This is a genomic window from Dyadobacter sp. CY351 (assembly GCF_021502625.1).
GTDB lineage: Bacteria > Bacteroidota > Bacteroidia > Cytophagales > Spirosomataceae > Dyadobacter > Dyadobacter chenhuakuii.
Map to the genome: position 1 here is coordinate 57,980 of NZ_JAKFFU010000016.1, position 24,990 is coordinate 82,969.

A 24,990-nucleotide genomic window follows, 5' to 3' on the forward strand; every position below is an offset into this window, starting at 1 on the left:
ATATCGTCCCAAATGAAAAAGACAGCACTATTGCTCATCGACGCACAGTTTGATTTTTGTGATCCAAAAGGTGCACTATTTGTGCCCGGTGCCGAGCAGGACGTGGAAAGGATCGCAAAACTGATCGCATTGGAAGGAGAAAAGATCGACGCCATTTTCGCTACGTTGGACACGCATAAAGTCCTGGACATTGCGCATCCGCTGTTTTGGGAAGATGCGAATGGAAATACGGTGGCGCCTTTCACCCGGATTACGGCTGCCAATGTGAAAGCCGCAAAGTGGACGCCGCGCTACGAACGCGATTATGTGATTCAATATCTGGAAACGCTGGAAGCCGAAGGAGAATTCATGCATTTCATCTGGCCGGAACATTGCCTGATCGGCTCCAAAGGCGCTGCACTGGACGATACGATCATGGACGCATTGCTCGCCTGGACACACCGGACGGGGCGGGATTATAAGGCGGCTATCAAAGGAACAAACCCCTTAACTGAGCATTTCGGCGTCTTTCGTGCACAGGTTCCGGTTGCCAATGCGCCCGAAACAGAACTGGATCAGGCATTTTTGGACGAGCTTGCCGCATTTGATCAAATTCTCGTAGCGGGCGAAGCGCGTTCACATTGTGTGGCGACGAGCATCAATCAAATTTTAAAGTATTCCCCTGAATTGGCCCCTAAGGTGACCATTCTGACGGATTGCATGTCCAACGTGACCAATTTCGAAGATGTCGCCGACCCCATTTATGAGGAAGCGGCGCAAAAGGGAATGACTTTTTTGAAGGCAAACGCAGTCCAGCTGTAACAGGGCCGCATCGGAAGATTCCGCCCTGAAATGCCAAACTAAATAAATGTACTTTTGGTTAATATAAAGATCGGTGTGTGACCAAACATGCGCCGGCTATCCCATTGATTTCTCCTATGATGCAATTACCTGTGCCGCGGATTGAAGCTGCCCAATTCGATGATCTGGATCCGAGACAATACATTCTGATCAAAGGTGCCCGAGTTAATAATCTTAAAAATCTTGATGTTGCCATTCCACGGAACAAGCTCGTGGTGATCACGGGCCTTTCCGGTTCGGGCAAGTCTTCGCTGGCTTTTGATACATTGTTTGCCGAAGGGCAGCGCATGTATGTTGAAAGTTTGAGCAGTTATGCGCGGCAGTTTCTGGGCCGGATGGAGAAGCCGGAAGTGGAGTATATCAAAGGGATTTCACCCGCCATTGCCATTGAGCAAAAGGTGAACACAAGAAATCCACGCTCCACAGTGGGGACCTCGACGGAGATTTATGATTATCTCAAATTGCTTTTTGCGCGCATAGGACACACTTATTCGCCGATTTCGGGCGAACTGGTGCGCAAAGACACGGTTACGGATGTGGTCAATTTCATGCTTGGCCATGAGGAGGGAACGCGCGTCATGATCCTGGCGCCATTGCATATTCGTGAAGGACGTACGCAGGAAGAGGAGCTAACTATTTTATTATCAAAAGGTTATAATAGAATTTATCTCAATGATGAGGTCGTTTCTATTGAAGACATTCTCGAAAACCCGGACAATTATCCGCAGGCCGGAAACCAGGTTTTTATCTTAATAGACCGCGCCGGCATAAAGCACGACGATGAAGACACGCAATATCGGCTTTCGGATTCTGTTCAAACGGCTTTTTTCGAAGGAGAAGGAATTTGCATTGTGCAGGTGCTGAATGGCGAGCGCCGGGTTTTTTCGGATAAGTTTGAGCTGGACGGCATGTCTTTCGAGGAGCCTACGGTCAATCTTTTTAGTTTCAATAACCCTTACGGGGCCTGCAAAAGGTGTGAGGGTTTTGGTAAAATATTAGGCATTGATCCCGATCTGGTCATTCCCGATAAAGGCTTATCTATATATGAAGGGGCGATTGCTCCCTGGCGGACCGAAAAAATGGGCGAATGGCTTACGCCGCTTGTCCGCAATGCCGCTAAGTTTGATTTTCCCATTCACAGGCCTTACAAAGACCTTTCAAACGAGCAAAAAGACCTGCTTTGGACTGGTAACCAATATTTTCAGGGACTCAATGACTTCGTTGCTGAACTCGAAACACAAACCTATAAAATTCAATATCGGGTCATGCTTTCACGGTTCCGCGGACGCACAACCTGCCCGGATTGCCGCGGATCGCGTTTGCGGAAAGATGCATCATTTGTAAAACTGGGCGGCGCTTCGATTACGGATCTTGTTTTAATGCCGATCAAGGATGTTTCTGCCTTCTTCAAAAACCTGGAAATCAGCGATCACGACCGGCAGATTGCAAGGCGGGTTTTGACCGAAATTGAAACGCGTCTGGATTATATGATCCGCGTAGGCTTGGGTTATCTGACATTAAACCGGCTTACGAGCACATTATCCGGCGGTGAATTCCAGCGGATTAAGCTGGCGACTTCACTTGGAAGCGCATTGGTGGGCTCGATGTACATTCTGGATGAGCCGAGCATTGGCTTGCATCCGAGAGACACGCAACGTTTGGTTGGCGTGCTCGAATCTTTGCGCGATCTTGGTAATACCGTGATTGTTGTAGAGCATGAGGAAGAGGTTATGCACGCCGCCGATCAGATCATTGACATTGGCCCGGAAGCCGGAACGGGCGGCGGACACGTTGTTTTTCAGGGCAATTGGGAAGATATTTCTGAGTTAAAAAACAATGGTTATATCGAAAACAGCGAAAACGGCATTCAATCCCACACATTGGATTTCCTGCTGGAAAACGATTCGATTCCGGTTCCGAAAATTAGACGTCAGTCGCTTCACCATTTACAAATCAAAGGCGCACGGGAAAATAACCTGAAAGAACTCGATGTTACCATTCCACTGAACACGTTAACGGTCGTTACGGGTGTCAGCGGCTCGGGGAAATCAACATTGATCCGTAAAATCCTTTATCCTGCGCTAATGCGTATGAAGGGAGAATTCAGCGAGGAAGTTGGGAAGTTCGACGAGCTCACGGGCAGCATTGACCGCATTGAAGCCGTGGAAATGATTGACCAGAATCCAATTGGAAAATCATCCCGTTCTAACCCCGTTACATACATTAAAGCTTACGATTACATCCGCCAGATGATGGCCGATCTGCCATTGTCGAAAGCACGCAGCTATAAACCTTCCCATTTCTCTTTTAATGTGGATGGCGGGCGCTGTGAAATTTGCCAGGGCGAAGGCCAGGTGAAGATTGAAATGCAGTTTATGGCCGACATTTACCTTAAATGTGAAGGCTGTAATGGCAAAAGATTCAAGCAGGAAATCCAGGAAGTGCGTTACCATGATAAAGACGTGGCCGAAATCCTGGATATGACCGTGGATGAGGCCATCGAGTTTTTCAAACCCACTGAACCAAAGCTGGTTGAAAAGCTGATGCCTTTGCAGGAAGTGGGGCTTGGTTATGTAGGCTTAGGACAATCTTCGAACACATTGTCGGGTGGGGAAGCGCAGCGTGTAAAGCTGGCGTCGTTCCTGGGAAAAGGCTCTTCCAACAAAGGAAAAACCCTTTTCATCTTTGACGAACCCACAACCGGTCTGCATTTTCATGACATTAAGAAGCTTCTGAAAGCCATTAATGCATTGGTAGACCAGGGTGATAGCGTGATCATCATCGAGCACAATATGGAAGTGATCAAAAGCGCCGACTGGATCCTGGATCTCGGTCCCGAAGGCGGCGATGGTGGCGGTTACCTTACATTTGCCGGAACGCCGGAGGAAATGGCCAAGATCGACGACAATTACACAGCCACATTCCTGAAAGACAAAATCTGATCAAATAGCCTGATTACAGCGAAGAATCGTAGATTATGCAGTAAAGACAATAGGGAAAAGCCTTATTGAACCGAAACCAAAATGCGATTCTTATGAAGTTATATAAAACAGAAAATGGCATCCTGCTGGAAAGGGACGATCTTTTTTATCGTTTGCATGAAACCGACTGGGACGTTGCGGTGAACCGGGACGATCTGTACGATTGGCTTGAAATACAAATTGAAAGCCTCATTCCGATCACTTTTACAGACGATCTTCCCATGCCCGAAATCCTGGCGCCAATTGGTTCGCAGGAAGTTTGGGCTTCGGGCGTAACCTATTTCAGAAGCCGCACGGCCCGCATGGAAGAATCCGAAAAAGCAGGCGGTGGAAGCTTTTACGATCGCGTCTACGAAGCCGAAAGACCCGAGCTTTTCTTCAAATCGACCGCCTGGCGGGTTGTAGGCAACCACGGAACCGTCCGCATCCGCCGCGACTCCACCTGGGACGTGCCCGAGCCAGAACTCACATTATTCGCCTCCTCATCCGGAACATTAGTGGGTTACACCATTGGAAATGATATGAGTTCCAGAAGCATTGAAGGTGAAAACCCGTTATATTTGCCTCAGGCTAAGTCTTATACGGGAAGCGCAGCCATTGGTCCGTGCCTGTACGTGCCGGAATTTCCGCTTGGCGAGAACACGGTGATCGACATTGCCATTGTCCGCTCAGGCGAAGAAGTTTTCAGCGGCGAAGTGACATTATCCCAGATGAAACGCAAGCCCGACGAACTACTCCGTTATCTTTTCCTCGAAATGGCTTTCCCGCACGGCGCTTACCTTATGACCGGCACCGGCATCATCCCCCCATCCGATTTTACATTACAACAAGGCGATATTATTCACATTTCTATTGAGCCCATCGGCACATTGACCAATGTGGTCGGCTGAAAACGAGAAAAGCTGCAACCTTACCAGTTGCAGCTTTTTAATTCATGGTGAATATTAGGTCGGATCAGCTTGGCAATCCGATGAATGCGTAAATTGTGCAGCGAACGAATGAGATCAGTTTGGTAACGATTGAATCATCGGCATCACTGTTTTGCTCACTTGAAAAGAACGAAGAAGGACCTGCTTGCAGGATTCTTTCATTCAATGTCATCGGCTCCGAATTGCTTGTAAACTGAGCAGTAATTGCCGTAACGCGCTTCACACTTGCGTGGTGCTTTACAACATTTGCCGGTTTTGCTTTTTTCGCAACAATGCGTTCGCTTGGCTGCACGCACTCTTTGCCTGCCTGTAACTTTTTGTGGGCTACAAACATGTTGTGCGAGTAGCCGGTTGCGCCAGCTTGCAAGCTGAACAAAACTAGGAGTGTTACTATTTTAAGTGTTTTCATGGCTATGTTTCGGTCGTTCAGAAGAAAAATCAGGATGCGATTTCGATGTAACTAATTGACTGTACAAATATATATGTTTTCCTAGGTATCTTGCAATACATAGTACCTTGTTTTTAACAATTTTTAACAAATATTTTTTGCAGACTAAAAATGTTGAACGGCAGATCCTTCGTATTAACAGATGTAAAGGTAATTCAAAAGGTTGCAGCGGCTGACCAAAAAAAGACGAAACGCGTATTTTACCGGCTGAAATGTAGTAGTTACCCGATAAAACAAAAACGCCGGACTCGAAGGCCCGGCGTTTTTCATATAACATTCTGATTCTCTTACTTCTCTCTGAAAAAGATTGTAATAGGAACCCCTGAAAAATCGAAGTTCTCGCGCATCCTGTTTTCCAGGTAACGCAGGTAAGGTTCTTTCACGTGCTTCGGATTGCTGCTAAAAAACACGAACGTCGGCGACGGCGTGGGCAGCTGGATCATATACTTAATGTTGATATACTTTCCTCTATCAGCCGGCGGCGGATATCTTTCAATTTCAGCCTGCATCACTTCGTTCAATTTTGAAGTCGTGATTTTCTTGGTTTTGTTTTTATAAACCTCCATCGCCTTCTCCATCACCTGGTGAATGCGTTGTTTTTCAACCACGGAAGCAAAAATGATCGGCATGTAATTCATCGGAGCAAGTCTTTCCAAAAGCGCTTTTTTGAATGTATCAGCCGTTTTGGAATCCTTTTCAACCAAGTCCCACTTGTTGACCATGATCACAATGCCCTTTTTCGCCTTATCAGCCTGACCGATAATGTTCATATCCTGCCCTTCGAGGCCTAATGTCGCATCCAAAAGAATGATACAAACATCCGATTCTTCCATCGCCTTCACCGAACGCAACGTGGAGTAATATTCAATGTCTTCGTTAACGCGTGATTTGCGGCGAAGTCCGGCAGTATCCGTTAAGATGAACTCCATTCCAAAAGCATTATAATGCGTGTGGATGGCGTCGCGCGTTGTGCCTGCAATGTCTGTTACAATGCTTCTGTCGGTGCCTGTAAGCACATTCAGGAACGAAGATTTACCCACATTCGGTCTCCCCATGATCGCAATACGCGGGATTCCAGCCTCGGGATCTTCAACGCCCGGTGTCTCAAAATGTGTGATCACCTGATCCAACAACTCACCCGTTCCAAAGCCTGTTTGTGCAGAAATAGCAAATATCTGATCACCAAGCCCTAACTCGTAAAATTCAGCGGCAGACTGGTAACGTTCCTGCGTTTCCGCTTTGTTAGCAACCAAATAAACCGGCTTCTTAACCCGCCTAAGCACATTTGCGAAATCTTTGTCCAGATCCGTAAGTCCCGTCATTGTGTCCACCATGAACAAAACGACCGTGGATTCTTCCAATGCAAGCTCAACCTGCTCGCGAATTGCGCCTTCAAAAATATCTTCTGAACCAACGACATAACCGCCGGTGTCGATTACCGTAAAATATTGATCGGTCCATTCACCGTAACCATAATGGCGGTCACGGGTAACGCCGCTCTGATTGTCCATAATTGCCTTACGACTCTCCGTAAGGCGGTTAAATAATGTGGATTTGCCCACATTCGGACGCCCAACAATTGAAATAATATTTGCCATTTTGTATTAATTAATGTGGTCCAAACGGTTCGCAATCAACCGTCCTTCTTTCTTTTATTATAAATTATTCGTCGTAGCCAAACTGTCTCAGTTTGTTTTCCTTGCTTCTCCAATCCGGCTCAACCCGCACATGTTGTTCCAGAAACACTTTTTTGCCAAAAAACGCTTCCATATCAATCCTTGCCTGCGTCCCGATTTTTTTCAGCATTTCGCCTTTTTCTCCAATAATGATCCCTTTCTGGCTCTTGCGTTCCACAAGGATTTCCGCGCGGATGACGATCATGTCGTCCCGTTCTTTAAATTCTGTAATTAAAACTTCGGAGCTGTATGGAATTTCCTGGCGATAATTAAGGAAGATCTTTTCGCGGATCATTTCAGAAGCAAAGAAACGCTCGGGCTTATCGGTTAGTTCATCTTCACCAAAATACGGCGGGTGAAATGGTAATCTGGTGATGACTGCGTCAAAAAGCGTGGCAATGTTCGCTTGATGCAATGCAGAGATCGGCACAATGGCATCCGGCTGGATCGCCGCTTCCCACTCCGCCATTTTCGCATCCACATGCTCCTGATCCGATAAATCTATTTTATTCAAAACCAGCACAACCGGTGCATCGGCGCGTTTCAGCAAAGGCAAAACTTCATGATCCGCCACCTTCTCTCCTATTTCCGCCACGAACAAAACCACGTCTGCATCCTCCAATGAACCTTTTACAAAAGTCATCATCGAATCGTGCAGCTTATAAGCCGGCTTGATGACACCCGGCGTATCCGAGTAAACCAGCTGAAACGGGATATCTTCATGCTTCCCATTCAGAATGCCCATGATGCGATGCCGCGTAGTCTGGGCTTTCGAGGTGATTATCGACATCCTTTCGCCCACCAAAACGTTCATTAAGGTGGATTTACCAACATTGGGCTTACCAATAATGCTGACGAAACCGGCGCGGTGGTTGCGGAAAGGAACTGCTATTTCTGTCTTTTCTTCCATGTGTTACTTAAAAATCACACAAAAGTACGGTTTTCCGCCCATGAAATGCTATAAAAGGTTGTGAAGGAGGGTAATTACAAAAAAACTTCAATTATTTACCGGTCAAAAGTTGCGTCATATCCAATATAGTCGTATGTTTGCACTCCAATTCAACAACACCGCGGGATGGAGCAGTTGGTAGCTCGTTGGGCTCATAACCCAAAGGTCGCTGGTTCGAGTCCAGCTCCCGCTACACAGAAAAAGCCTAATTAGTTAGTTATTAACTAGTTAGGCTTTTTTCTTTTTACCCATTGGACGGATTATTGGACGGATATGTCCTGACTCTTACTTTTCTAATAGACTATCGGTCTGTGGAGACAAGAACAAAACATAAAAGCATGATAAGCCGACTAAGTTATTACTCTTCGTTCAATTACTCTAAAAGGTATAAATCGCGCTTATGTAGCTGATCCTTCAGCATTGCCCCAAAGAGAATTGAGAGTATTGATAATTTAAAGCTTGGGAAAGTAATGTCCCGTACAAATCCATACTTGTTCAAAGCTAAGCATGTTTTAACAGCCGAGGAAGTTGTGCGAAGTGTTGTTGACGCACACATCTCATCGAGCGAGGAGGGAATTTTCGGTGAATTTTTAGAAGGATTGGCAATTTTTATTTGTGGTAAAGTGTATGGTGATCGTAAGTCTTCTGCCGATGGTATCGATCTTGAGTTCGAAAAAGATAATATAATTCACATAGTAACGATAAAGAGCGGGCTCAATTGGGGAAACAGTTCGCAAAAGGGCAAAATGAGCTTTACTTAGAGTCTTATGCAAAAATGATCAACAAGTTCACTTTAGAGTTTTCTCTAACGTTTTGTGATGATGGCATTATAAATTGGGATCGGAGAGTAGCATTTAATTCGTCACGAGATAGACCTATTGTGGCCCGGGCGAGAAGGAAAGCCGATATAAAAGCAAAGGCAGTGAAAGAGATTGTTGGAGGCTTTCTTGACACTGATGTATAAAGCATTAATCGTATCTTCAAACATACCTAAATAACCTATCCGGATCCAGCTATGCAAATTATACTTGGAATATCCCTTCTCGTAAACGTGCTTTTCATATGGCAATTAGTAGCTAGTTCAGAGAGTAAATATACCTATGATGACATTGAAAGGAATTTGAAGCGGCGGGATGACGAATACCAAAAATTACTTTTTGAATTTCTCAAAGAGACGTATGGTGGCGACCATATGAAAATCGGCCAAGAACAGGGTAGATACTTTGATATAGGAAGGCGATTAAAAATTTTTAAGTAGCAGGATTAAACAGACCAATACTTAATAAGCTGCTATACACAAGTTTACAGAGAATATTTACACACTGGAAACTTGTATAAAGCCATCATTAATCAAAGAGTTGTAGTTCGGCCTACCTATCAAGGCTAAAAGTTTTATGACTAATACCTGCTATTGAATGCCATCTACTGTAAATTTCTTGATGCATCTGCTCAACCTCCCAATTAGACTGCGGTAACCTTTCCAAATACTCCTCCCATTTCTCAATATTTTTTACTAGCCATTCCGCTTGCATGCCCTCTTTCGGCGCTCCAGACGGCTTTGAATGGGGATTTAAATTCTCTTCAATAAAGGTGACTAATTGGGCCACCTCATGACGAATACTTACATACCCTGACTCGGATTGCCAGCGTCTCCGAACTGACCGTTTTGCATGTAAGCTTACCTCTATTTCGTCATCTACAATGTCTTTCGTTTGTAGATGCTCTAAATATACTCGGGCAAGCTGCTCTTTTTCCCATTCAATAAATTCACTCAACTGGCCAGGCAATGGATCACCGGGATTTGCGGCATGTGGATTTTTCATTTGTCCAAAGAAAATTGAGTAGTGATGACAAAGTTTCATCTCCCTACAAACCTATGTTTTTTGTAATACGGCCTTTTTACATCCGAAATTCGACGTCTACGATTCCGGCCCCAACATATGGTAAAACAGGGGTAAGTTTAAAATTTTGCACGGTAAAATCGTGATCGGAATCACCTCCCTTTACATTGCCCAGATCAACAAATGTATTAGGAGTACACCATTTTATGGATGGAAGTTTGGTGCTCAACACAGTTGGAATAAGCTCTATAGGCACTGTTGCCCCTTCCGCACTGAGGTCACCCGCAGGTAGCTCCGCGGCTAAATGCAGATACTTAGCAAAAACCTGTACTCTGTCGGTGTTCCTTTCCTCACGATACTCCATTCCTTTTATCCGGCATACGATCGTGCTATTATCTTTCATCTTATATTCAGATTTGTGAAGATCCGCTAAGATCAGTAAGGTGATCTTTTCAAATTGCCTGGCTAAGGAGGGCTCGTTGAATGGAATACCGTTCGTCTTTATTGCCGTCAAGAGTCCGTCAAAAAGTTCATCAAAGGAAATGGCCTCCGGCATTTCACATCCGTTGACTAATGGATATAATACATCTAATACCGGAATTATTTCATTAGCGGCAAGCTTTTGCTGAATTGCAGTGCTAAACTGATACATATCTGACCCCGGAACTGGAACAATTTCATTTCTAATAAATTTATCGAAATCACTTTGTCTCAGCTTGTTCGAAGTTAAAACCGTTGGAGCCAGTCTTGTAATTATAAATCCAAACATCTCCTTAACATAGGACGGAAATGGCTTTTTAACATCGAAACCTGTCCTGGCAGCAAAATGATCTTTAAGATATTGGGCTCTGTTTCTGTAAAAGTTTAACGCATCCCAAATGATCCCACGATCACGTTTCGAATGTGCGACGAAGTCCGCATACTCCCTAAATACTGGATTATTTTGAGTATGCTCTCTCAAATCCATAAATAGCATTCTAACATCTGTCAAACTAAAAGTTCCAGAAGCAATTTCTTTTATAAGATCTTCGATTCTTCTTTTCTGCATTCTGTTAATTGCCATAGAGGGAGTGTTTATGTGAGCAGTAAAGGTAAAAAATCGACGCAAAAAAACTTGCGGGCGTTATGGATTAGAAATAGATGCCAACATCTGATTTCACAATCCAATGCCTATCGCCGAGTATATGACTCGTTTAGATACTAATCATAGTCCTAAACGCTGTCTGTCTAGGACTCTAATTGTTCACCTATACGCTTTCAAATAATTAAACACGGTGCTTTTGCTTACGCCAATCATTTGTGCAATTCTGGCACATGAAAATCCCCTTCCTTGTAATTCCTTTGCTCGTTGAGGTAGAGCTGCCGGATTCGCCTTTGCCTTCCACTCATCCACTTGACTATACCTCTCGACAGTCCTTGGCGACAAATCCAATAATTTCGCTATTTCTGAAAATGTCAGCCCCTTTACATGATAGTTAAAAGCCCGTTCTTTGATTGTGTGTGTTTTCTTTGCCATATCCTGCGTAATTTTTGGTAGTCTGAATACTGGTTAAACTCAAATCTCACTTAATTATAGTTGCACCCTGCGTACCATGCTTTTGCACGATTGCGTATCTTTTAGCTCTTTTTTGTATCAGAAAATCGATACCCCTAGTATCGGAAAGGTCGGTTGCTCATGCTATTCTCTGGCTTTTTCGGCTCAAATCATCCCATTTCCAACTGATTTGGGCCTTTCTAACCTCAAAATTCCCGGCAAATGATGAGGTAAGCGTACTTTTTGCACCGCTCTTTGAAGAGCCTCACCAATATGCTGAAAACAGCTATTAAACTTTAATTTTTGTCCCATTGTCTAGCTAACTTTCAATCTGCAAGCCCGTTGCACGATTTTAAACGGCGTTTAAATGCTGTTTAACGGAGTAAGCTCGTTAAAATCAACCAATTTTTGTAAGTATTCCCGTGCCTCGCTGCAAACCAAAAGCTTAGATTTTTTTCCATCTGCGATCCGTGGGACACTTTCTACTGATATAACCATGTCTAGCCACTCCCGACACGGATTGATTTCCGACGAATGCAATATGTCAGAATAGAGCACCCCATTGAACATGTAATTAATTATTAGAAATCGATTTGCCTCTTTTGCTTTCATTACAACTCGTTTTTTATCCCTACGATTATTACTTTCCGAATTCCGACATTTTTTTGCTACTAGTCCTTTATACTTCTCCGAGCAAAACCTGCTACCCTGCTTTTGCTCTGATATGTCTTTTCCACAGCACCGACATATTTTTGAGGTTTCAGTTTCCGACAGATTTTTATCTATCTCCCTTTGTTCTTTCGCTTGACTAGGGACTATTGCACTATTGCATTCAAGTTGTGCAATAGTCCATCCTTCGGTTGCTTCAATGATTTTCTCGCAGTCCGATAATTGGTGCAATAGTCCCTCCCTTTCAGCTTCCTCGAACAAGGCAGTCCAAGTATCCGTCAATAGTGTTTGTAGCATCCCGGCATAGTTGAAAGCGTTACACTTCTCTAAGAGGATAGGCAACCGGTGCCGCATCTTGTACCGTTTCCGCTTATCAAACCGACGCCATTTATCCCGATCCCGTAATAGGCCGTAAAGCGCATGATCAGAATCCGACAGAAGGGAAACATCAGCGTCAATGTCCACAAAGATCATTTTGTCAAGCACTGTCGCCATCAAATCGAGCAAGGGAAATACCTTTTCCCTCACCGTTAGATCTGCCAATGTCCTTATATTACAACTCCTTAACCACCTCATTCGATTGGTCGCTATCTCAAACCGTACTAGGTCGCTGAACTCCTGAAACTTCTGTACAGAAACATCCGCAGCGGCCTGCAATGCCTTGTCATAGAGTTTTATATCGAAGTCGAATGAGGGGCACAGCCTGCCTAATAGGGGCCTACGAGCATTGATCACTTCAAAGGTTTTGTCTGAATAGGAAATCAGAGACGTTAGTATTTTCTTGACCTCAAAGGGCACGTTTACATTTACCCCAATTTCCATATTCTCAATGTAGGTACTCGCCGGACACACCCCAAAACGTGTTTCCAAGTCATGCACTACCTCTACCAAATCACTAAAAGTGAACTGATTGCAATTATGATGACCGCTGTTAAAATACTTATGAAGCGATCCCCGGATAGTCATTCCAGTTGTTCCGTCAGGATAAGGCTTTATCTCAAATCGTAGGCCATTGTAAAGCGCCTTTTTTACTTCATTTATTGGTTTGCCTGTCTTGGGATTAACCTTAACAGCAAACCGTCCGGCCAAATCTTCGCAGTTAAGCCACAAAGAAGGGTCTACGCCGAAAACCCGCAGGTTAACGCCATCAATTGCCATGATACTAGTGATTTATGATTTTAAATGTGTGTACTTATGCCTAAATAACTTACCTCAATTCGTCGTTCTACCTAATTGCAAGCAGTTGACTATTTAATAACGAGGATGTTACCACTAATACATATGACGTAGACGGAACGGCTCTACCTTAGCCAATTCCAGCCTTCTCCGATTACTTGGCTTGACTATCATTGTCCTTTTTACAATTCCAGAATTATCTAACTCCAAGCCATATACGTCCGCAATTAGCTTACCGGCACGAATCAAGCAATCAATTAACTCTTCAAAGTGCGGAAACGGGCTTTTCCGAGGCATGCTAAGGAGAGTCCAAGCTTGCAACACTAAACTATCAGCTCCCTTTATCCAAGCACGATTAGCATTCCCACAAAGTGAGTTTGGTATGCCAAGCGGATAGGCTCCTAATGCCTTACGAAATCCACGTTCAAACGTATAGAGCCCTTTAATTTCTTCCTTCTTCAATATGCTTATTGCTAAATCGGCGTAGGCTATTGACTCCCAGAAACATGCTACCTTTTCTTCTATTATACAGGGTATCGCTCCAACCCCTTTTAATCCCTCATTCATAGCTCAAATTGGTTTTTTACTGTACAAATACTATCCAAAGCACTCTTTAAAAGATCACTGATTTTCTCAACATCAGCCACCTTTAATTCCCCTTGCCATAGAACAGCTAAGGAAGCCGACACCAGCGAATCCGCGCAATGGATCAAAGATTTTGTACTATTTGGAAAGAGGCAAACACCAGATGGATAAGCCACCAAGGTATTCGCCAACAACGCAAATGAGTAGGGACAGATGTCCTTTCGATTTAAATCGGCCTCAAATCCGGGCAATAGATCGAGGGCGGCCATAACAAACGACTTTTTATTTTCAATCACGGCAGGGATTACGTAAACGCTCATTTTAAAGCGCCTCCTTTCTTAGTGGCTTGCGCTGCCTGCAAAACCTCCGACTCAATATACCTCACTTGGTTTCCTAAGCGATGAGGCTTTAAAATGCCCTGCTTAGACCAAGCCCAAACGGTAGGAAGTGATATTTTTAGAAACTTTCCTACTTCCTCACGCGTCAAAAATACCGTTTGATGGGGTGGGCTAACTCTTGCCCCTAATTCATCCAGTCGCTTATTTACGCTACTGAATAGCTCTAATAGTGTTTGAGCGGTTAATCCTTCTACCTGCAAAATTTGTGTTTTTGTAATCACTGTTTTACTGTGTTTTAATTATTTAATGGCTCAAAGGAACCATCAAACGACAGTGAAATCAAGCATAGAATAGCATAGAATTTGGAATTTTATTCTATCACCCAATCACAAATTACTGCAAGCCAGGTAGTTAAAAAAAATGAAGTCCTATGCCGACCCACAGACAACAAACATATCATGAAAGGTCAGACCTTTCAGGTATCACAAATTTCGCCCTATTGGAATCAACAAGTTTGTTTGAATCAGAACCATATTGGTTTATTGCCTGATAAATGACGCTTTTGCCAAAGTTACCATCAAAACAATTTAAAATAGCTCTTTCAAAACTCGCCATATTTGGCTTTCCATTTTTTCGTTGAGGTACTTTTATAAAACCCTTTTTTGCCAGTTCGCTGATAATAAACCCCAATTGAGAAGGGGTACCCAACCAATCCAACTTAAGTTTATCAGAGTCTAAATCAGCAAGTTCCGAAAATTGAGCTTTTTCCTCATGAAGGTAGTTAACTAAGTCCCACATCGATAAATCAAAAGCAAGATTATCGATAATCTCTAATCTTCCGTAGGGGTTTTCGGGACTCTACGATATCGGGCCAAAAGCATCTTGTATGTAATACGCATGATAATGATATGCTGGGACTTTTGTTAGCCAATCCTCAATCATGTCCAACACGTTGTATGCCAGATCGCTAGAATTCATGTATGACCTTACCTTGTCTTTAAATTCGTTTTCTCGAATGGTCTCTATGAGTGATATCTCGTTCACATCAGGAAGAAAAGGTTCAACCCCCACATAGTTTCCCGCAAAACGCGCTGTATTATCCGAAAACTTAACAAGCTTATCAAAGTACCTTCCAACATTTACTAATGAATTCATTTTTTCGTAATAATTAAAATTGGTCAAAAGTGAAGGCCAATCACATTGCCTCTCGGAACACTCCTCTGTCAAATTGCTTTTTCATCAAAATTGCATGCTCTTCTTGCGTCACTTTTATGTATTTGTTAAAAGACTTTTCGGTAGCATGCCCGGTTACGGCCATAATGGTTTTGGCTGGTATCCCCCTCAAGTACATATTGGTAGCAAATGACCGTCGGGCAGTATGCGTTTTAACAAGCTCCCATTTCGGGACAGTTTTGGTAATTCTCTTGCCTCCTTTTGTAATGGAAATACTTTCTAGTGTTTCCCATTTTGCAAGCTTGCAGACCTCCTTTATATAATCATTCATTTTTTGGTTGGAGATGGCACAGGGTAAATTACCGTCATATTTCTTAAACATTTCTTCGACGATTGGAAAGCAAGGAATAACAACCTTTCCTAACGTCTTGTTTTGTTCTATTCGAATGAAGCCATTCTTTATTTGGCTTGATTTCAAAGTAGTTAAGTCTGAAAATCGCAAGCCGGTATAACATCCTACCAAAAACAAGTCCCGCACTTGCTCTAACCTTTTATTGTTAGACAAGTCGATTTTTGCTATGTCTTGCAACTCCTTTTCAGAGAGGTAAATAGAATCTGACTCCTCATTAGTTACCTTAAATTTAAGGCTCTGGTGCGCTTTATTGTCACTTTTACCATAGGTTACCGCATCATTCAACCAGACTTTTAAGGTCTGAATGTATTTCCCTATGTTATTTACTGAAAACTCCTTTTGCTCCAAATACTGCTTGAAGTCGGTATAAAAAACAATATCAATCGTGCTAAAATCAACAACCCGGTCATAGCCGCTCGCGAATTCTTTCAGTACTGAAAAAACCGTGTTATACTTTTGTATCGTCCTATGGGTAATCTTAGTACCCTTTGAGTTCGTTCGTTCAGGCGATTTGTCAATAAACTCCTGAATAAACCTATAAAGCTTTGGAACGGTATCTGTCTCGATCTCTTTCGGGTTTTTCCAATCGTCTATTGCTTGCTTGACAGCCTCCTTCGTGACTGCCACCCGCTCAGACTTCATCTCATTTAAGAGCCTAGAAACCTCATGCTCCATATCAGACAGGTATTTGTTCACCTGATCTTTATTAGACGCAGACAACACGTTTTTCACTCGCTGCCGTCCCTGACTTACAAGTTTGCCTGCCTTGTCGTACTTAGCACCGTCCCAATGCTCGGGAAGAACCTTAAAACCAGTTGACACTTTTATTCTGTCGTTGTTGAATCTTATAATGCCATAGATAGGGGTTTCTGCTTTTGCCTTTGGATCATGCAGGATGTAAGTAATTTGAGAGGTAGTTTTCCTTGCCATAGATTAAGAATTTGAACACGGTCAAAAGTACTTATTCTATTTAATCCGTCCAACGGATTGGACGGAATATTGGACGGAATTATTTAATTTACTTTAATTCACTCAAATCTAATTTAACTTCTTCACATATCAAAAGAGCCGTTTTTACATCAAATAAGGGCATTTTTGATAGTTTTAAGATTGTTAACCAAAAAGCGAGATTTGAACATGTTGAGTCCAGCTCCCGCTACAAGAAAAAGGTCGCAAACGAAAGTTCGCGGCCTTTTTGCGTTTTCGGGCTTATTTGGATTTCCCTACCAAGCTATCTTTCTGTTATGCTACCTTGCCCTAGTCGATGCTAACCCGCTTAATAAATGAGGCTAACCGCATATTTTTTCCCTAAACCAAGCTCCGCAATGGTTTCATAGATTTGATTTTTACCAAATCAGCAGATATGACCACGGCACCATCTCAAAAAAGAAAACTTAACGTAAAGGGAATTTCTATCACATTAAATATTGCCGATAATGGCGACGACTTTATCTCACTTTCCGATGTGGCCAAAGGTTTTGATGGCGGAACTGCTTTGATAGAACAATGGATAAGAAATAAGAATACTATTGAATTCCTGGGAATATGGGAAACTATTAATAATCCTGATTTTAATTCCCCCGAATTCGAGGGAATTAAAAGTGAAGCCGGGACTAATCGTTTCATGATGTCTGCCAAACAATGGATTAACAAAACACATGCAATTGGAATCTCTGCGAATGCCGGACGATATGGCGGCACTTTTGCTCACAAGGATATCGCATTGGAATTTTGTGCGTGGCTAAGTCCTGAGTTTAAATTTCTTTTGATCCGAGAATTTCAACGATTAAAAGAACAGGAGGCAGCAACTAACAACCACGAGTGGAACCTTAAAAGAATGCTAAGCAAAGTCAATTACAGAATTCACACCGACTCCATCAAACACAACTTGATTCCTTTTCTGAACACATCAAAAGAGAACGAGAAATTTGTGTATATAAATGAAGCGGAACTCTTAAATGTTGCGTTGTTCGGCATCACGTCGAAAGAATGGAAGCAAAAGAATGTTCAGCTGGCTTCAAAGGGCCTGAATATAAGAGATATTGCAGATTTGCATCAATTGACTGTACTATCAAACCTTGAAAGTTACAATGCTATATTAAACAGCAATAATATACCAGAGGAAACCAGATTTGAAGAGCTGCGAAAGACTGCATTAACACAGCTGGCGACATTGAGGTCAATGGCTCATCCTGAACATTAACTATTGCAAAGCAATCAGCAGGCTGGTAACCCAGACCAACTTCCCAAAATTTAAATCAAAACATTACCAGGCGAATAAGCAGAAAACGCCCGTCCGTGTCTTTTATCATTACGCCATGATAAAGTCGGATTTCCTGAGGGTTGATCCGTTTTCGTACACGTTTCAATAGGTGTTTTCAATGAGGTTCGTTGCCAGCAATATTCAAAAAGAGCAGAAAGAGATTGCTTTGTGGCATGAGATGCTGGCTGGGAATGTTGCGGCTTTTGAAATGCTGATCGATGTTACCTATGATCTTTTGTTTCAATATGGAAATAAATTCTGCCGGGATAGGGAGCTGATTAAGGATTGCATTCAGGATGTGTTTCTGGAAATTTGGGAGAAAAAAGGCAGTCTTAATCCTGACATTCCACCCAAAGCCTATCTGCTGGCTTCATTAAGGCGCCGGCTGCACCGGATGGTTCAGAAAAACCGGATGCTATTTCTTGACCATTTGCTGCCTGACGAAGGTTTCGACATTGGTTTTTATGCAGAACATTCATTTATAGAGTCCGAGCACGACCAGCAGCTTGCTTCCCAAATCACGCATATACTCAACGGATTGCCCAAAAGGCAAAAAGAGGCGGTTTACCTGAAATTTTTTGAAGATATGGACCGGGATGAGATCGCTGCCATTATGGAAATTCACCCGCAGTCGGTATCTAATCTGCTGCAAACTGCCTTTAAATTCCTCAAAACACAATGGCGGTCCGTTGTATCGCTATTCCTTCTGCTTCGGTTTATCGTTTAATCAGACCCAAGCTTTCGCCTTCCCAATAAATTTTTAAAAAAAAATAAAAAAATACAGTATCAGATCCTGTGTGTTGTCTAATGCTATTTAAATGACAACATTTTGACATGGATCAATACCATAATTTTACTTTGGAGGATTTTCTTTGGGACCCGGCTTTTCGGAACTGGGTGCTGAAACCGACCAGAGAAGATGAGGAAAACTGGCAAAACTGGTTGGCAGCCCATCCCAACAAAATGGAAATGGTCCGCAGCGCCCGCGATCTGGTGCTTGCAATTGCACCAACTTCGGCTCTTCTGTCAAATTTTGAAAAGGAAAATGCAGTTCGACAGATCATTGGCAACATCAAAAGCGAAGACGAATTTGTTGAGACTTCCCGGAAAATACGCCTATTCCAGCCCCTAATGAGCATTGCCGCCGTGCTGATGGTCGTAGCCGGTCTGAGTTACACTTTCTGGACTTACAGCCACAAGCAACAAATCAATTACGACGAGCTGGTCTCGATTGCAGCCGCCCCGCTCATTGAAAAGACAAATCAGACCCAAAAGCCTTTGTCGATCTCACTTGCGGACGGTAGCAGCCTGCAACTTGATCCGGGCAGCAAAGTGAGTTATCCCGCAGATTTTAAAACAGGAAAAAGAGAAGTTTACCTTTCCGGAAAAGCGTTTTTTGACATTGCTAAAGATCCATCCCGGCCATTTTTTGTATATGCTAATGAAGTGATTACCAAAGTTTTGGGCACTAGCTTTACTGTGCGGTCCTATGCAAACGAGACGGAAGTTTCGGTGGCAGTGAAAACCGGGCGCGTTGCCGTTTTCACGCGGAAAGATCCGGAAATCAATGAAAAAAAGGATTCCAGGGAACTGACGGGCGTGGTGATCGAGCCTAATCAGCAAATTGTGGTGGTACGTGAGTCAGTAAAAATCACCAAAAGCCTCATTCCCAGTCCCGAATTGGTGGATAGCAATGTTAGCCCTCACAATTTTGAATTTGATGAAACACCCGTTTCCAATGTCTTCGCGGAATTGCAGAAGGCTTATGGCATTGAAATCATTTTTGACAAAAACGTCATGAACGGCTGCCCTATCACGGCGCGGCTTACGGAAATGACATTATACGAAAAATTAGACCTTGTATGCAAGGCAGTTGGCGCGCGTTACGAGCTCATCGACGGCCGCATTATCATTGAAGGAGAAGGTTGTAAGGATCATTAAAAAAATGGCCGGTAATGGTGGAACATTACCGGCTGTGTAAGTAACCCCCGAAGTTTTGCCGACTGTCATCCTTGGAAAGATGCGGGGGAAAGTTTTTGCCAATAATCAATTAACAAAACTGTTCAAAACTATGAAAATACCAGTACAGTTCAATCGTAAACTGTTGTTTCTTATGCGGATAAGTTTGGTTCAGCTCGTGATTTCACTGTGGTTCATCGGGACGGCCACGGCTGTGGACGTGCGCGCCCAGGAGTTGCTGACCAAGAAAATCAGTTTGCAAGCGCAGGAGCAGGATGTAAAAAAAGTGCTCAGCCTCATCGAAAAGCAGGCTGGCGTGCGGTTTATTTTCAGCTCAAAAGTGATCCAGTCAAGCAGGAAAGTGACGGTTCAGCAATCGAACCAGGAGCTTTCCAAAGTGCTGAATGATTTCCTGGTTCCGCTGGGGCTTACTTATGAAGTTTCGGGCAAAAACATTGTGATCCGGCCTTCGGAAGCGCCAAAACCGGCGACGGATAATGCGGAGGCTTCGCTGAAACCGGAATTTTCAAAATCTGCTGAGATCACTATTAAGGGAAAAATCACCGATTCGGAAACGAAGGAGCCTTTGCCGGGTGTAAACATTCTGATCAAGGGCACGCAATCGGGCACGTCGACGGACGCTACGGGAAGTTATACATTGTCTGTACCGGATGCCAACACAGTTTTAGTGCTAAGCTTTGTGGGTTACGAGCCGCAGGAAGTGAAAGTTGGCAGCCGCACGGAGATCGACATTATGCTGAAAACAGACCAGAAATCACTCGAAGAAGTGCTTGTCGTGGGTTATGGAACAGTAAAGAAAAGTGACGTTACGGGTTCTGTTTCTTCTGTAAAATCCCAGGAATTGACGGCATATCCCGCATTAGGAACGGTTCAGGCATTGCAGGGACGTGCGGCCGGGGTTCAGATCCAGTCGAATAATGGTGAGCCGGGTTCTAATTTCAAAGTGCGGATCAGGGGCGGGACTTCTATCAATGCGAGCAGCGATCCTATTTATGTGGTCGACGGTTTTGTAGGAGGCGCCATTCCGCCTCCGGAAGACATTGAATCTATTGAAATATTAAAAGATGCATCTGCCACAGCTATTTATGGTTCGAGGGGAGCGAATGGGGTGATTATGGTTACGACTAAAAAAGGTCAGTCGGGTAAGCCAAAGATTGAGTTTAACACTTCATTTTCTACGCAAAAAGAAATCAACAGGCTGGACCTGCTCAATGCGAGCCAGTTTCTGGATTACGTAAAAGAAGTGCGGCCCAATGTGGTTGACCAGGGTGCGGACACGGATTGGCAGGATGAAGTTTTCCGTCGCGGCGGGATTCAAAACCACCAGCTTTCGGTGGCTGGTGGAAGCGAGGCTGTGAAATATTATGTATCTGGGGCCTATTATGATCAGAAAGGCGTCATCCTGAATTCGGATTACAACCGGTTTTCGATCACAAGTAACATTGACATTCAGGCTGCCAAGCGTTTGAAACTGGGACTTAACTTGTTTGCACAACGTGTTTCACGCAATCAGTCGCGTACGCAGGAAGGTTCGAGCGGACTTACGCCTGGAGTAACTTCCTCTGCATTCAAATTTGAACCCGATCAGCCGATCATGGGCGCTAACGGCCGTTTTACGGTGGCGCGCTTAAACGACCCGATCGATAACCCTTACGCCATCGCGACGCAATTGCAGAACGAATCACTCAGTGACCGCGTGCAGGGCAACCTTTATGCAGAATACAGCTTTTGGGACGATTTGAAATTCCGAATCACATTAGGCGCGACTACAAACAGTGGCAGAGCAGGAGAATTCACCCCTACAACATTGAACGACGGTCGTAATGTAGGCGGGTCGGCATCTGTTATCGGCACAAAAAGCACATTGCTGCTGAACGAAAACTATTTGACCTACACCAAAAAAATCGGCACTAACCATGACCTTTCGGCCATGCTCGGCTATTCCTATCAAACGTCTTCGAGCGAAAGATGGGGCGGAACGGGCCAGTCATTCATTACGGATGCGGTTTCTTACTGGAACCTGGGCGGCGCTTCGGTGTGGCAGAGTCCGGTTTCCAGCCTTACCGAATGGCAGCTGGCTTCCTATTATGCGCGGTTGACTTATGGTTTGCTGGATCGTTATCTTTTCACGGCCAACATTCGTCAGGACGGCTCTTCCAATTTTAGTAAAAACCATAAATGGGCAACATTCCCCTCGGGTGCATTTGCGTGGAAAATTTCCAGCGAGCCGTTTATGCAGAATGTAACGGCAATCAGTCAGTGGAAATGGCGTGTGAGTTATGGACTAACTGGTAATCAGGCTATTGAGCCCTATCAAACCATGTCTCGGTTCTCGAATGTGTATACCATTATCAATGGCGTGCCGGTCAATGCCGTGCGTCCTACCACCGTTGCCAACGACGACCTGACCTGGGAAACCACCCACCAGTTCGACATCGGAACCGATTTCAGTATGCTGAACAACCGCCTGAACATTACCGCAGATTACTATCGCCGCGTGACCAAGGATCTGCTTTTCAGTGTTCAACTGCCACAATATTCTGGTTACAGCAACCAGTTGCAGAACATTGGATCGGTGGAAAACAAAGGATTTGAACTTACTGTGAACACGCGAAATCTGGTGGGCGAGTTCAAGTGGAATACGGACATTAACTTCTCCCTGAACCGCAACAAAGTTTTGTCCTTACCAAACGGAACGGACATTCTGTATGCGTCGGGCCCGGGGCATTTGGTGGGATTAGGTCAAACACAAATCCTGCGTGAAGGCCAGCCGGTGGGCGCTTTTTATGGATGGATTTATGACGGCGTGTATCAGGAAGGCGACAGCTTTGTTCCGGGTGGTGGTTTTGAAACGGCTGCCGGTGGTGAAAAATTCAGGGATATTGATGGCAAAAAAGATGGCCAGCTGACCGGTCAGCCAGACGGCACGCTGAACAGCGACGACCGCACGATCATCGGTAACCCGCATCCCAAATATACGTGGGGATTAAGCAACGATTTCAGCTGGAAAGGCATCGATCTTAACATATTTTTCCAGGCATCGCAGGGCAATGATATGCTTAATTATACGCTGATGGAGCTGAATCTTTTGTCCGGAATTAATAATGCGACGACAGAAGCATTGAACCGCTGGACACCAACAAACACGAATACGAATGTTCCAAAAGCCATGGCAGGCCGCACAAGACGTGTGTCAACGCGCTGGGTAGAAGATGGAAGTTTTGTCCGTTTGAAAAACATTGCATTGGGCTACAACATTCCTAAATCGGTTACGGACAAGCTGCATATCAGCAAGTTGCGCATTTATGCGAGTGCACAAAACATCCTGACTTTCACGAAATACAAAGGTTTTGATCCGGAGGTGAACTACTCATCGGATGGGAATACGGACAGTAACCGTAACCTGGGACTGGATTATGGCAGTTATCCAAATGCCAAGTCTTACACGATTGGCTTGAATGTTGGTTTTTAATTCCTGACTCTTAATTCGATTTAAAATGAAGCATTTAACAAATAAATTATTCCTTTTTATCCTTACCGCAAGCTTCTCGCTGGGCTGCGCCGACCTGGATGAAAAACCGGTGGGCCTGCTCGCGCCTGAATCCTTGTTTCGCACTGCCAAGGACGTAGAAACGGCGGTTTTTGGTGCCTATGGCTGGATTGCAACAGAGCGGCTTTATGGGCGGCAATTTGTTTCCGCCTTGATGTTGCGCAGTGATATGGTCGACATTGGCGACCGCGGAACGCCTGCCGAGCGGCAGCAGGTGAATGATTTCAATATGGATGATAACAACAACATGGTCAACCAGTTCTGGCCAAATTGGTATCAGACAATCAGTGCTGCTAATGCTGCCATTTCGGGTGGCGCACAGCTTGGGTTGCCTGAGGCGGAGATCAATCCGCTGATTGCGGAAGCGCGTTTCGTGCGTGCATTTGCATATTTCAATCTGGTGCAGGTTTTTGGCGACGTTCCTTACATTGATTATTTTATCAGCAATCCCGAAGCCGTCAAGGAAATTTCCAGAACACCGGCAGCGACGGTTTACGCAAGCATTATTGCAGATCTGGAATTTGCCAAACAATGGCTGCCCGAAAAACAGCCTTCGGAAGTACGAAGCCGCGCTTCAAAGGGAACTGCCGCTTCGTATCTGGCCTCGGTGCATCTGACTTTGGCGGATTATGCCAAAGCATACGCAGAAGCGAAATATGTGATTGATAATAAGGACAAATTCCGCTATGCCCTGGAAGCCGATTTCCAGACATTGTTCGTTGCGCCGCAAGCACCTAACATGAAAGAGCACATTTTCGATATTGATTTCCTTGGTCTAAAAAATGGGGAAGGCGGAGCTAATGACGACATTATGGCGCCTATGACGGGCGTGCGCGGCGGTGACGCGCCACGCAGCGGATGGAGCGTACTTGTGCCTTCCATGAATGTGTTCAACACCTGGGACAACCGCGATTATCGCAAAGAAGTAAGCTTCGACGATTCACTCCTCATCGGCGGCAAGCTCGTCCCATACACCGAATTCCCAAATACAAAAAGGCCACACATTGCCAAATACGCGCGTTTTGCCGGAACATCCAATTCCGAGGGCCGCTATTCAGACCACAACTACGCCGCCATGCGCTACGCCGAAATTCTGCTAATCGCCGCCGAAGCGTCCGTAGAAGTAAACGGCCCTAACGCAGAAGCACTGACCTACATCAACGAAATTCGCGCAAGAGCCAGAAACTGGGCCGGCAAACAAACCGCCTTCCCAGCTAATGTCACAGCAGGTCTATCCAAAGCCGCCCTCATCGATCTCATCATGGAAGAAAGGCGCATCGAGCTGGCATTTGAATACAAACGCTGGTTCGACATTAAGCGCCGTAATATGGGCGAAACAGTGTTTTCAGGGCCAAAATCACTGGAACCGCATACGAGCTTCAACCCAGCAAGGGATTATCTGATGCCTATTCCAAGGGTTGAGTTGCAGGTGAACCCCAACTTAGGGCCGCAAAACCCAGGTTACTAAGCAAATCCAAGGTTACTAAGCAAATCCCGGAGGGATATAATATCGGTAGCAGGAAAATTATTAAAGACATTAAAATCCCGGAGGGATGCAACGACATGCGCATCGTTACATCCCTCCGGGATTTTTAATGTGCGTTGATGAATGGTTGTCTACCGATATTGCATCCCTCCGGGATTCT

Annotated in this window: 22 protein-coding genes and 1 tRNA gene; 10 read left to right on the top strand and 13 right to left on the bottom strand. The window is 44.4% G+C overall.

Annotated elements, in window-relative coordinates; all coding sequences use genetic code 11:
- Positions 1 to 12: 12 nt before the first annotated feature.
- From L0660_RS24920 to L0660_RS24930, 3 genes are all read left to right on the top strand, one after another.
- The gene (locus L0660_RS24920) at positions 13 to 801 is read left to right on the top strand and encodes a nicotinamidase (RefSeq protein WP_235161857.1); all 789 of its coding nucleotides are present in this window, start codon (positions 13 to 15) and stop codon (positions 799 to 801) included.
- 116 nt (positions 802 to 917) lie between these two features.
- Positions 918 to 3,782 (top strand): excinuclease ABC subunit UvrA, encoded by a 2,865-nt coding sequence (gene uvrA / locus L0660_RS24925; RefSeq protein WP_235161858.1) that lies wholly within the window; start codon positions 918 to 920, stop codon positions 3,780 to 3,782.
- Positions 3,783 to 3,874: 92 nt separating this feature from the next.
- Positions 3,875 to 4,711 carry a fumarylacetoacetate hydrolase family protein gene (locus L0660_RS24930; RefSeq protein ID WP_233794677.1) on the top strand — a complete coding sequence of 279 codons (837 nt, stop codon included), beginning with the start codon at positions 3,875 to 3,877 and terminating at the stop codon, positions 4,709 to 4,711.
- Positions 4,712 to 4,775: 64 nt separating this feature from the next.
- Here the strand turns inward: L0660_RS24930 and L0660_RS24935 are convergent, their stop codons facing one another.
- The 3 genes from L0660_RS24935 to era form a co-directional block, all read right to left on the bottom strand.
- On the bottom strand, positions 4,776 to 5,159 hold the full coding sequence (locus L0660_RS24935; RefSeq protein WP_235161859.1) for a hypothetical protein: 384 nt from the start codon (positions 5,157 to 5,159) through the stop codon (positions 4,776 to 4,778).
- Positions 5,160 to 5,485: 326 nt separating this feature from the next.
- A complete protein-coding gene (gene der / locus L0660_RS24940; protein WP_235161860.1) occupies positions 5,486 to 6,796 on the bottom strand; it encodes a ribosome biogenesis GTPase Der in 1,311 nt (436 codons plus the stop codon).
- 64 nt (positions 6,797 to 6,860) lie between these two features.
- Positions 6,861 to 7,784 (bottom strand): GTPase Era, encoded by a 924-nt coding sequence (gene era, locus L0660_RS24945; protein WP_235161861.1) that lies wholly within the window; start codon positions 7,782 to 7,784, stop codon positions 6,861 to 6,863.
- A gap of 159 nt (positions 7,785 to 7,943) precedes the next feature.
- Between era and L0660_RS24950 the strand changes: the two genes are divergently transcribed.
- Together L0660_RS24950 and L0660_RS24955 are read left to right on the top strand one after the other, a co-directional pair.
- Positions 7,944 to 8,016: transfer RNA gene (locus L0660_RS24950), tRNA-Met, on the top strand.
- 241 nt (positions 8,017 to 8,257) lie between these two features.
- The gene (locus tag L0660_RS24955) at positions 8,258 to 8,584 is read left to right on the top strand and encodes a PmeII family type II restriction endonuclease (protein WP_310589647.1); all 327 of its coding nucleotides are present in this window, start codon (positions 8,258 to 8,260) and stop codon (positions 8,582 to 8,584) included.
- A gap of 609 nt (positions 8,585 to 9,193) precedes the next feature.
- Here the strand turns inward: L0660_RS24955 and L0660_RS24960 are convergent.
- From L0660_RS24960 to L0660_RS25005, 10 genes are all read right to left on the bottom strand, one after another.
- Positions 9,194 to 9,646, bottom strand: a complete 453-nt coding sequence (locus L0660_RS24960) for a hypothetical protein (protein WP_235161863.1) — start codon at positions 9,644 to 9,646, stop codon at positions 9,194 to 9,196.
- Between the two features lie 76 nt (positions 9,647 to 9,722).
- Complete coding sequence (locus tag L0660_RS24965) at positions 9,723 to 10,727, bottom strand: hypothetical protein (protein ID WP_235161864.1); 1,005 nt, start codon at positions 10,725 to 10,727, stop codon at positions 9,723 to 9,725.
- Positions 10,728 to 10,907: 180 nt separating this feature from the next.
- A complete protein-coding gene (locus L0660_RS24970; RefSeq protein ID WP_235161865.1) occupies positions 10,908 to 11,180 on the bottom strand; it encodes a terminase gpP N-terminus-related DNA-binding protein in 273 nt (90 codons plus the stop codon).
- A 381-nt stretch (positions 11,181 to 11,561) separates the two neighbouring features.
- The gene (locus L0660_RS24975) at positions 11,562 to 13,025 is read right to left on the bottom strand and encodes a hypothetical protein (protein ID WP_235161866.1); all 1,464 of its coding nucleotides are present in this window, start codon (positions 13,023 to 13,025) and stop codon (positions 11,562 to 11,564) included.
- 114 nt (positions 13,026 to 13,139) lie between these two features.
- Entirely contained in the window at positions 13,140 to 13,610 is a 471-nt protein-coding gene (locus L0660_RS24980; protein ID WP_235161867.1) for a hypothetical protein, read from the bottom strand.
- Complete coding sequence (locus L0660_RS24985; RefSeq protein ID WP_235161868.1) at positions 13,607 to 13,948, bottom strand: hypothetical protein; 342 nt, start codon at positions 13,946 to 13,948, stop codon at positions 13,607 to 13,609. The genes L0660_RS24980 and L0660_RS24985 overlap by 4 nt, the downstream gene beginning before the upstream one ends.
- A complete protein-coding gene (locus tag L0660_RS24990) occupies positions 13,945 to 14,247 on the bottom strand; it encodes a helix-turn-helix domain-containing protein (RefSeq protein ID WP_235161869.1) in 303 nt (100 codons plus the stop codon). Before L0660_RS24990 ends, L0660_RS24985 begins: the two co-directional genes overlap by 4 nt.
- 175 nt (positions 14,248 to 14,422) lie before the next feature.
- A complete protein-coding gene (locus L0660_RS24995) occupies positions 14,423 to 14,764 on the bottom strand; it encodes a hypothetical protein (RefSeq protein WP_235161870.1) in 342 nt (113 codons plus the stop codon).
- Positions 14,765 to 14,824: 60 nt separating this feature from the next.
- Complete coding sequence (locus tag L0660_RS25000) at positions 14,825 to 15,121, bottom strand: hypothetical protein (RefSeq protein ID WP_235161871.1); 297 nt, start codon at positions 15,119 to 15,121, stop codon at positions 14,825 to 14,827.
- A 40-nt stretch (positions 15,122 to 15,161) separates the two neighbouring features.
- On the bottom strand, positions 15,162 to 16,481 hold the full coding sequence (locus L0660_RS25005; RefSeq protein WP_235161872.1) for a site-specific integrase: 1,320 nt from the start codon (positions 16,479 to 16,481) through the stop codon (positions 15,162 to 15,164).
- Between the two features lie 433 nt (positions 16,482 to 16,914).
- On the opposite strand from L0660_RS25005, the gene L0660_RS25010 reads away from it, so the two are divergent.
- The 5 genes from L0660_RS25010 to L0660_RS25030 all read left to right on the top strand — a co-directional run bounded on the left by L0660_RS25010 (position 16,915) and on the right by L0660_RS25030 (position 24,812).
- Entirely contained in the window at positions 16,915 to 17,754 is an 840-nt protein-coding gene (locus tag L0660_RS25010; protein ID WP_235161873.1) for a KilA-N domain-containing protein, read from the top strand.
- Between the two features lie 178 nt (positions 17,755 to 17,932).
- A complete protein-coding gene (locus L0660_RS25015; RefSeq protein WP_235161874.1) occupies positions 17,933 to 18,541 on the top strand; it encodes an RNA polymerase sigma factor in 609 nt (202 codons plus the stop codon).
- 107 nt (positions 18,542 to 18,648) lie between these two features.
- A complete protein-coding gene (locus L0660_RS25020; RefSeq protein WP_235161875.1) occupies positions 18,649 to 19,755 on the top strand; it encodes a FecR family protein in 1,107 nt (368 codons plus the stop codon).
- A 172-nt stretch (positions 19,756 to 19,927) separates the two neighbouring features.
- Entirely contained in the window at positions 19,928 to 23,266 is a 3,339-nt protein-coding gene (locus L0660_RS25025) for a TonB-dependent receptor (RefSeq protein ID WP_235161876.1), read from the top strand.
- 25 nt (positions 23,267 to 23,291) lie between these two features.
- Positions 23,292 to 24,812, top strand: coding sequence for a RagB/SusD family nutrient uptake outer membrane protein (locus tag L0660_RS25030; RefSeq protein ID WP_235161877.1), 1,521 nt, complete (start codon positions 23,292 to 23,294; stop codon positions 24,810 to 24,812).
- Positions 24,813 to 24,990: the final 178 nt, after the last annotated feature.

Bases quoted from the DNA above. Each gene is read 5' to 3' on its own strand.
- L0660_RS25010 (WP_235161873.1), top strand. From the start codon at position 16,915: ATGACCACGGCACCATCTCAAAAAAGAAAACTTAACGTAAAGGGAATT.
- L0660_RS24920 (WP_235161857.1), top strand. From the start codon at position 13: ATGAAAAAGACAGCACTATTGCTCATCGACGCACAGTTTGATTTTTGT.
- era (WP_235161861.1), bottom strand. From the start codon at position 7,784: ATGGAAGAAAAGACAGAAATAGCAGTTCCTTTCCGCAACCACCGCGCC.
- L0660_RS24985 (WP_235161868.1), bottom strand. From the start codon at position 13,948: ATGAGCGTTTACGTAATCCCTGCCGTGATTGAAAATAAAAAGTCGTTT.
- L0660_RS24980 (WP_235161867.1), bottom strand. From the start codon at position 13,610: ATGAATGAGGGATTAAAAGGGGTTGGAGCGATACCCTGTATAATAGAA.
- L0660_RS25015 (WP_235161874.1), top strand. From the start codon at position 17,933: ATGAGGTTCGTTGCCAGCAATATTCAAAAAGAGCAGAAAGAGATTGCT.
- L0660_RS25020 (WP_235161875.1), top strand. From the start codon at position 18,649: ATGGATCAATACCATAATTTTACTTTGGAGGATTTTCTTTGGGACCCG.
- L0660_RS24930 (WP_233794677.1), top strand. From the start codon at position 3,875: ATGAAGTTATATAAAACAGAAAATGGCATCCTGCTGGAAAGGGACGAT.
- L0660_RS25000 (WP_235161871.1), bottom strand. From the start codon at position 15,121: ATGAATTCATTAGTAAATGTTGGAAGGTACTTTGATAAGCTTGTTAAG.
- L0660_RS24960 (WP_235161863.1), bottom strand. From the start codon at position 9,646: ATGAAAAATCCACATGCCGCAAATCCCGGTGATCCATTGCCTGGCCAG.
- L0660_RS24975 (WP_235161866.1), bottom strand. From the start codon at position 13,025: ATGGCAATTGATGGCGTTAACCTGCGGGTTTTCGGCGTAGACCCTTCT.
- L0660_RS24965 (WP_235161864.1), bottom strand. From the start codon at position 10,727: ATGGCAATTAACAGAATGCAGAAAAGAAGAATCGAAGATCTTATAAAA.
- der (WP_235161860.1), bottom strand. From the start codon at position 6,796: ATGGCAAATATTATTTCAATTGTTGGGCGTCCGAATGTGGGCAAATCC.
- L0660_RS25005 (WP_235161872.1), bottom strand. From the start codon at position 16,481: ATGGCAAGGAAAACTACCTCTCAAATTACTTACATCCTGCATGATCCA.
- L0660_RS24935 (WP_235161859.1), bottom strand. From the start codon at position 5,159: ATGAAAACACTTAAAATAGTAACACTCCTAGTTTTGTTCAGCTTGCAA.
- L0660_RS24970 (WP_235161865.1), bottom strand. From the start codon at position 11,180: ATGGCAAAGAAAACACACACAATCAAAGAACGGGCTTTTAACTATCAT.
- L0660_RS25025 (WP_235161876.1), top strand. From the start codon at position 19,928: ATGCGGATAAGTTTGGTTCAGCTCGTGATTTCACTGTGGTTCATCGGG.
- uvrA (WP_235161858.1), top strand. From the start codon at position 918: ATGATGCAATTACCTGTGCCGCGGATTGAAGCTGCCCAATTCGATGAT.
- L0660_RS25030 (WP_235161877.1), top strand. From the start codon at position 23,292: ATGAAGCATTTAACAAATAAATTATTCCTTTTTATCCTTACCGCAAGC.
- L0660_RS24995 (WP_235161870.1), bottom strand. From the start codon at position 14,764: ATGTGGGACTTAGTTAACTACCTTCATGAGGAAAAAGCTCAATTTTCG.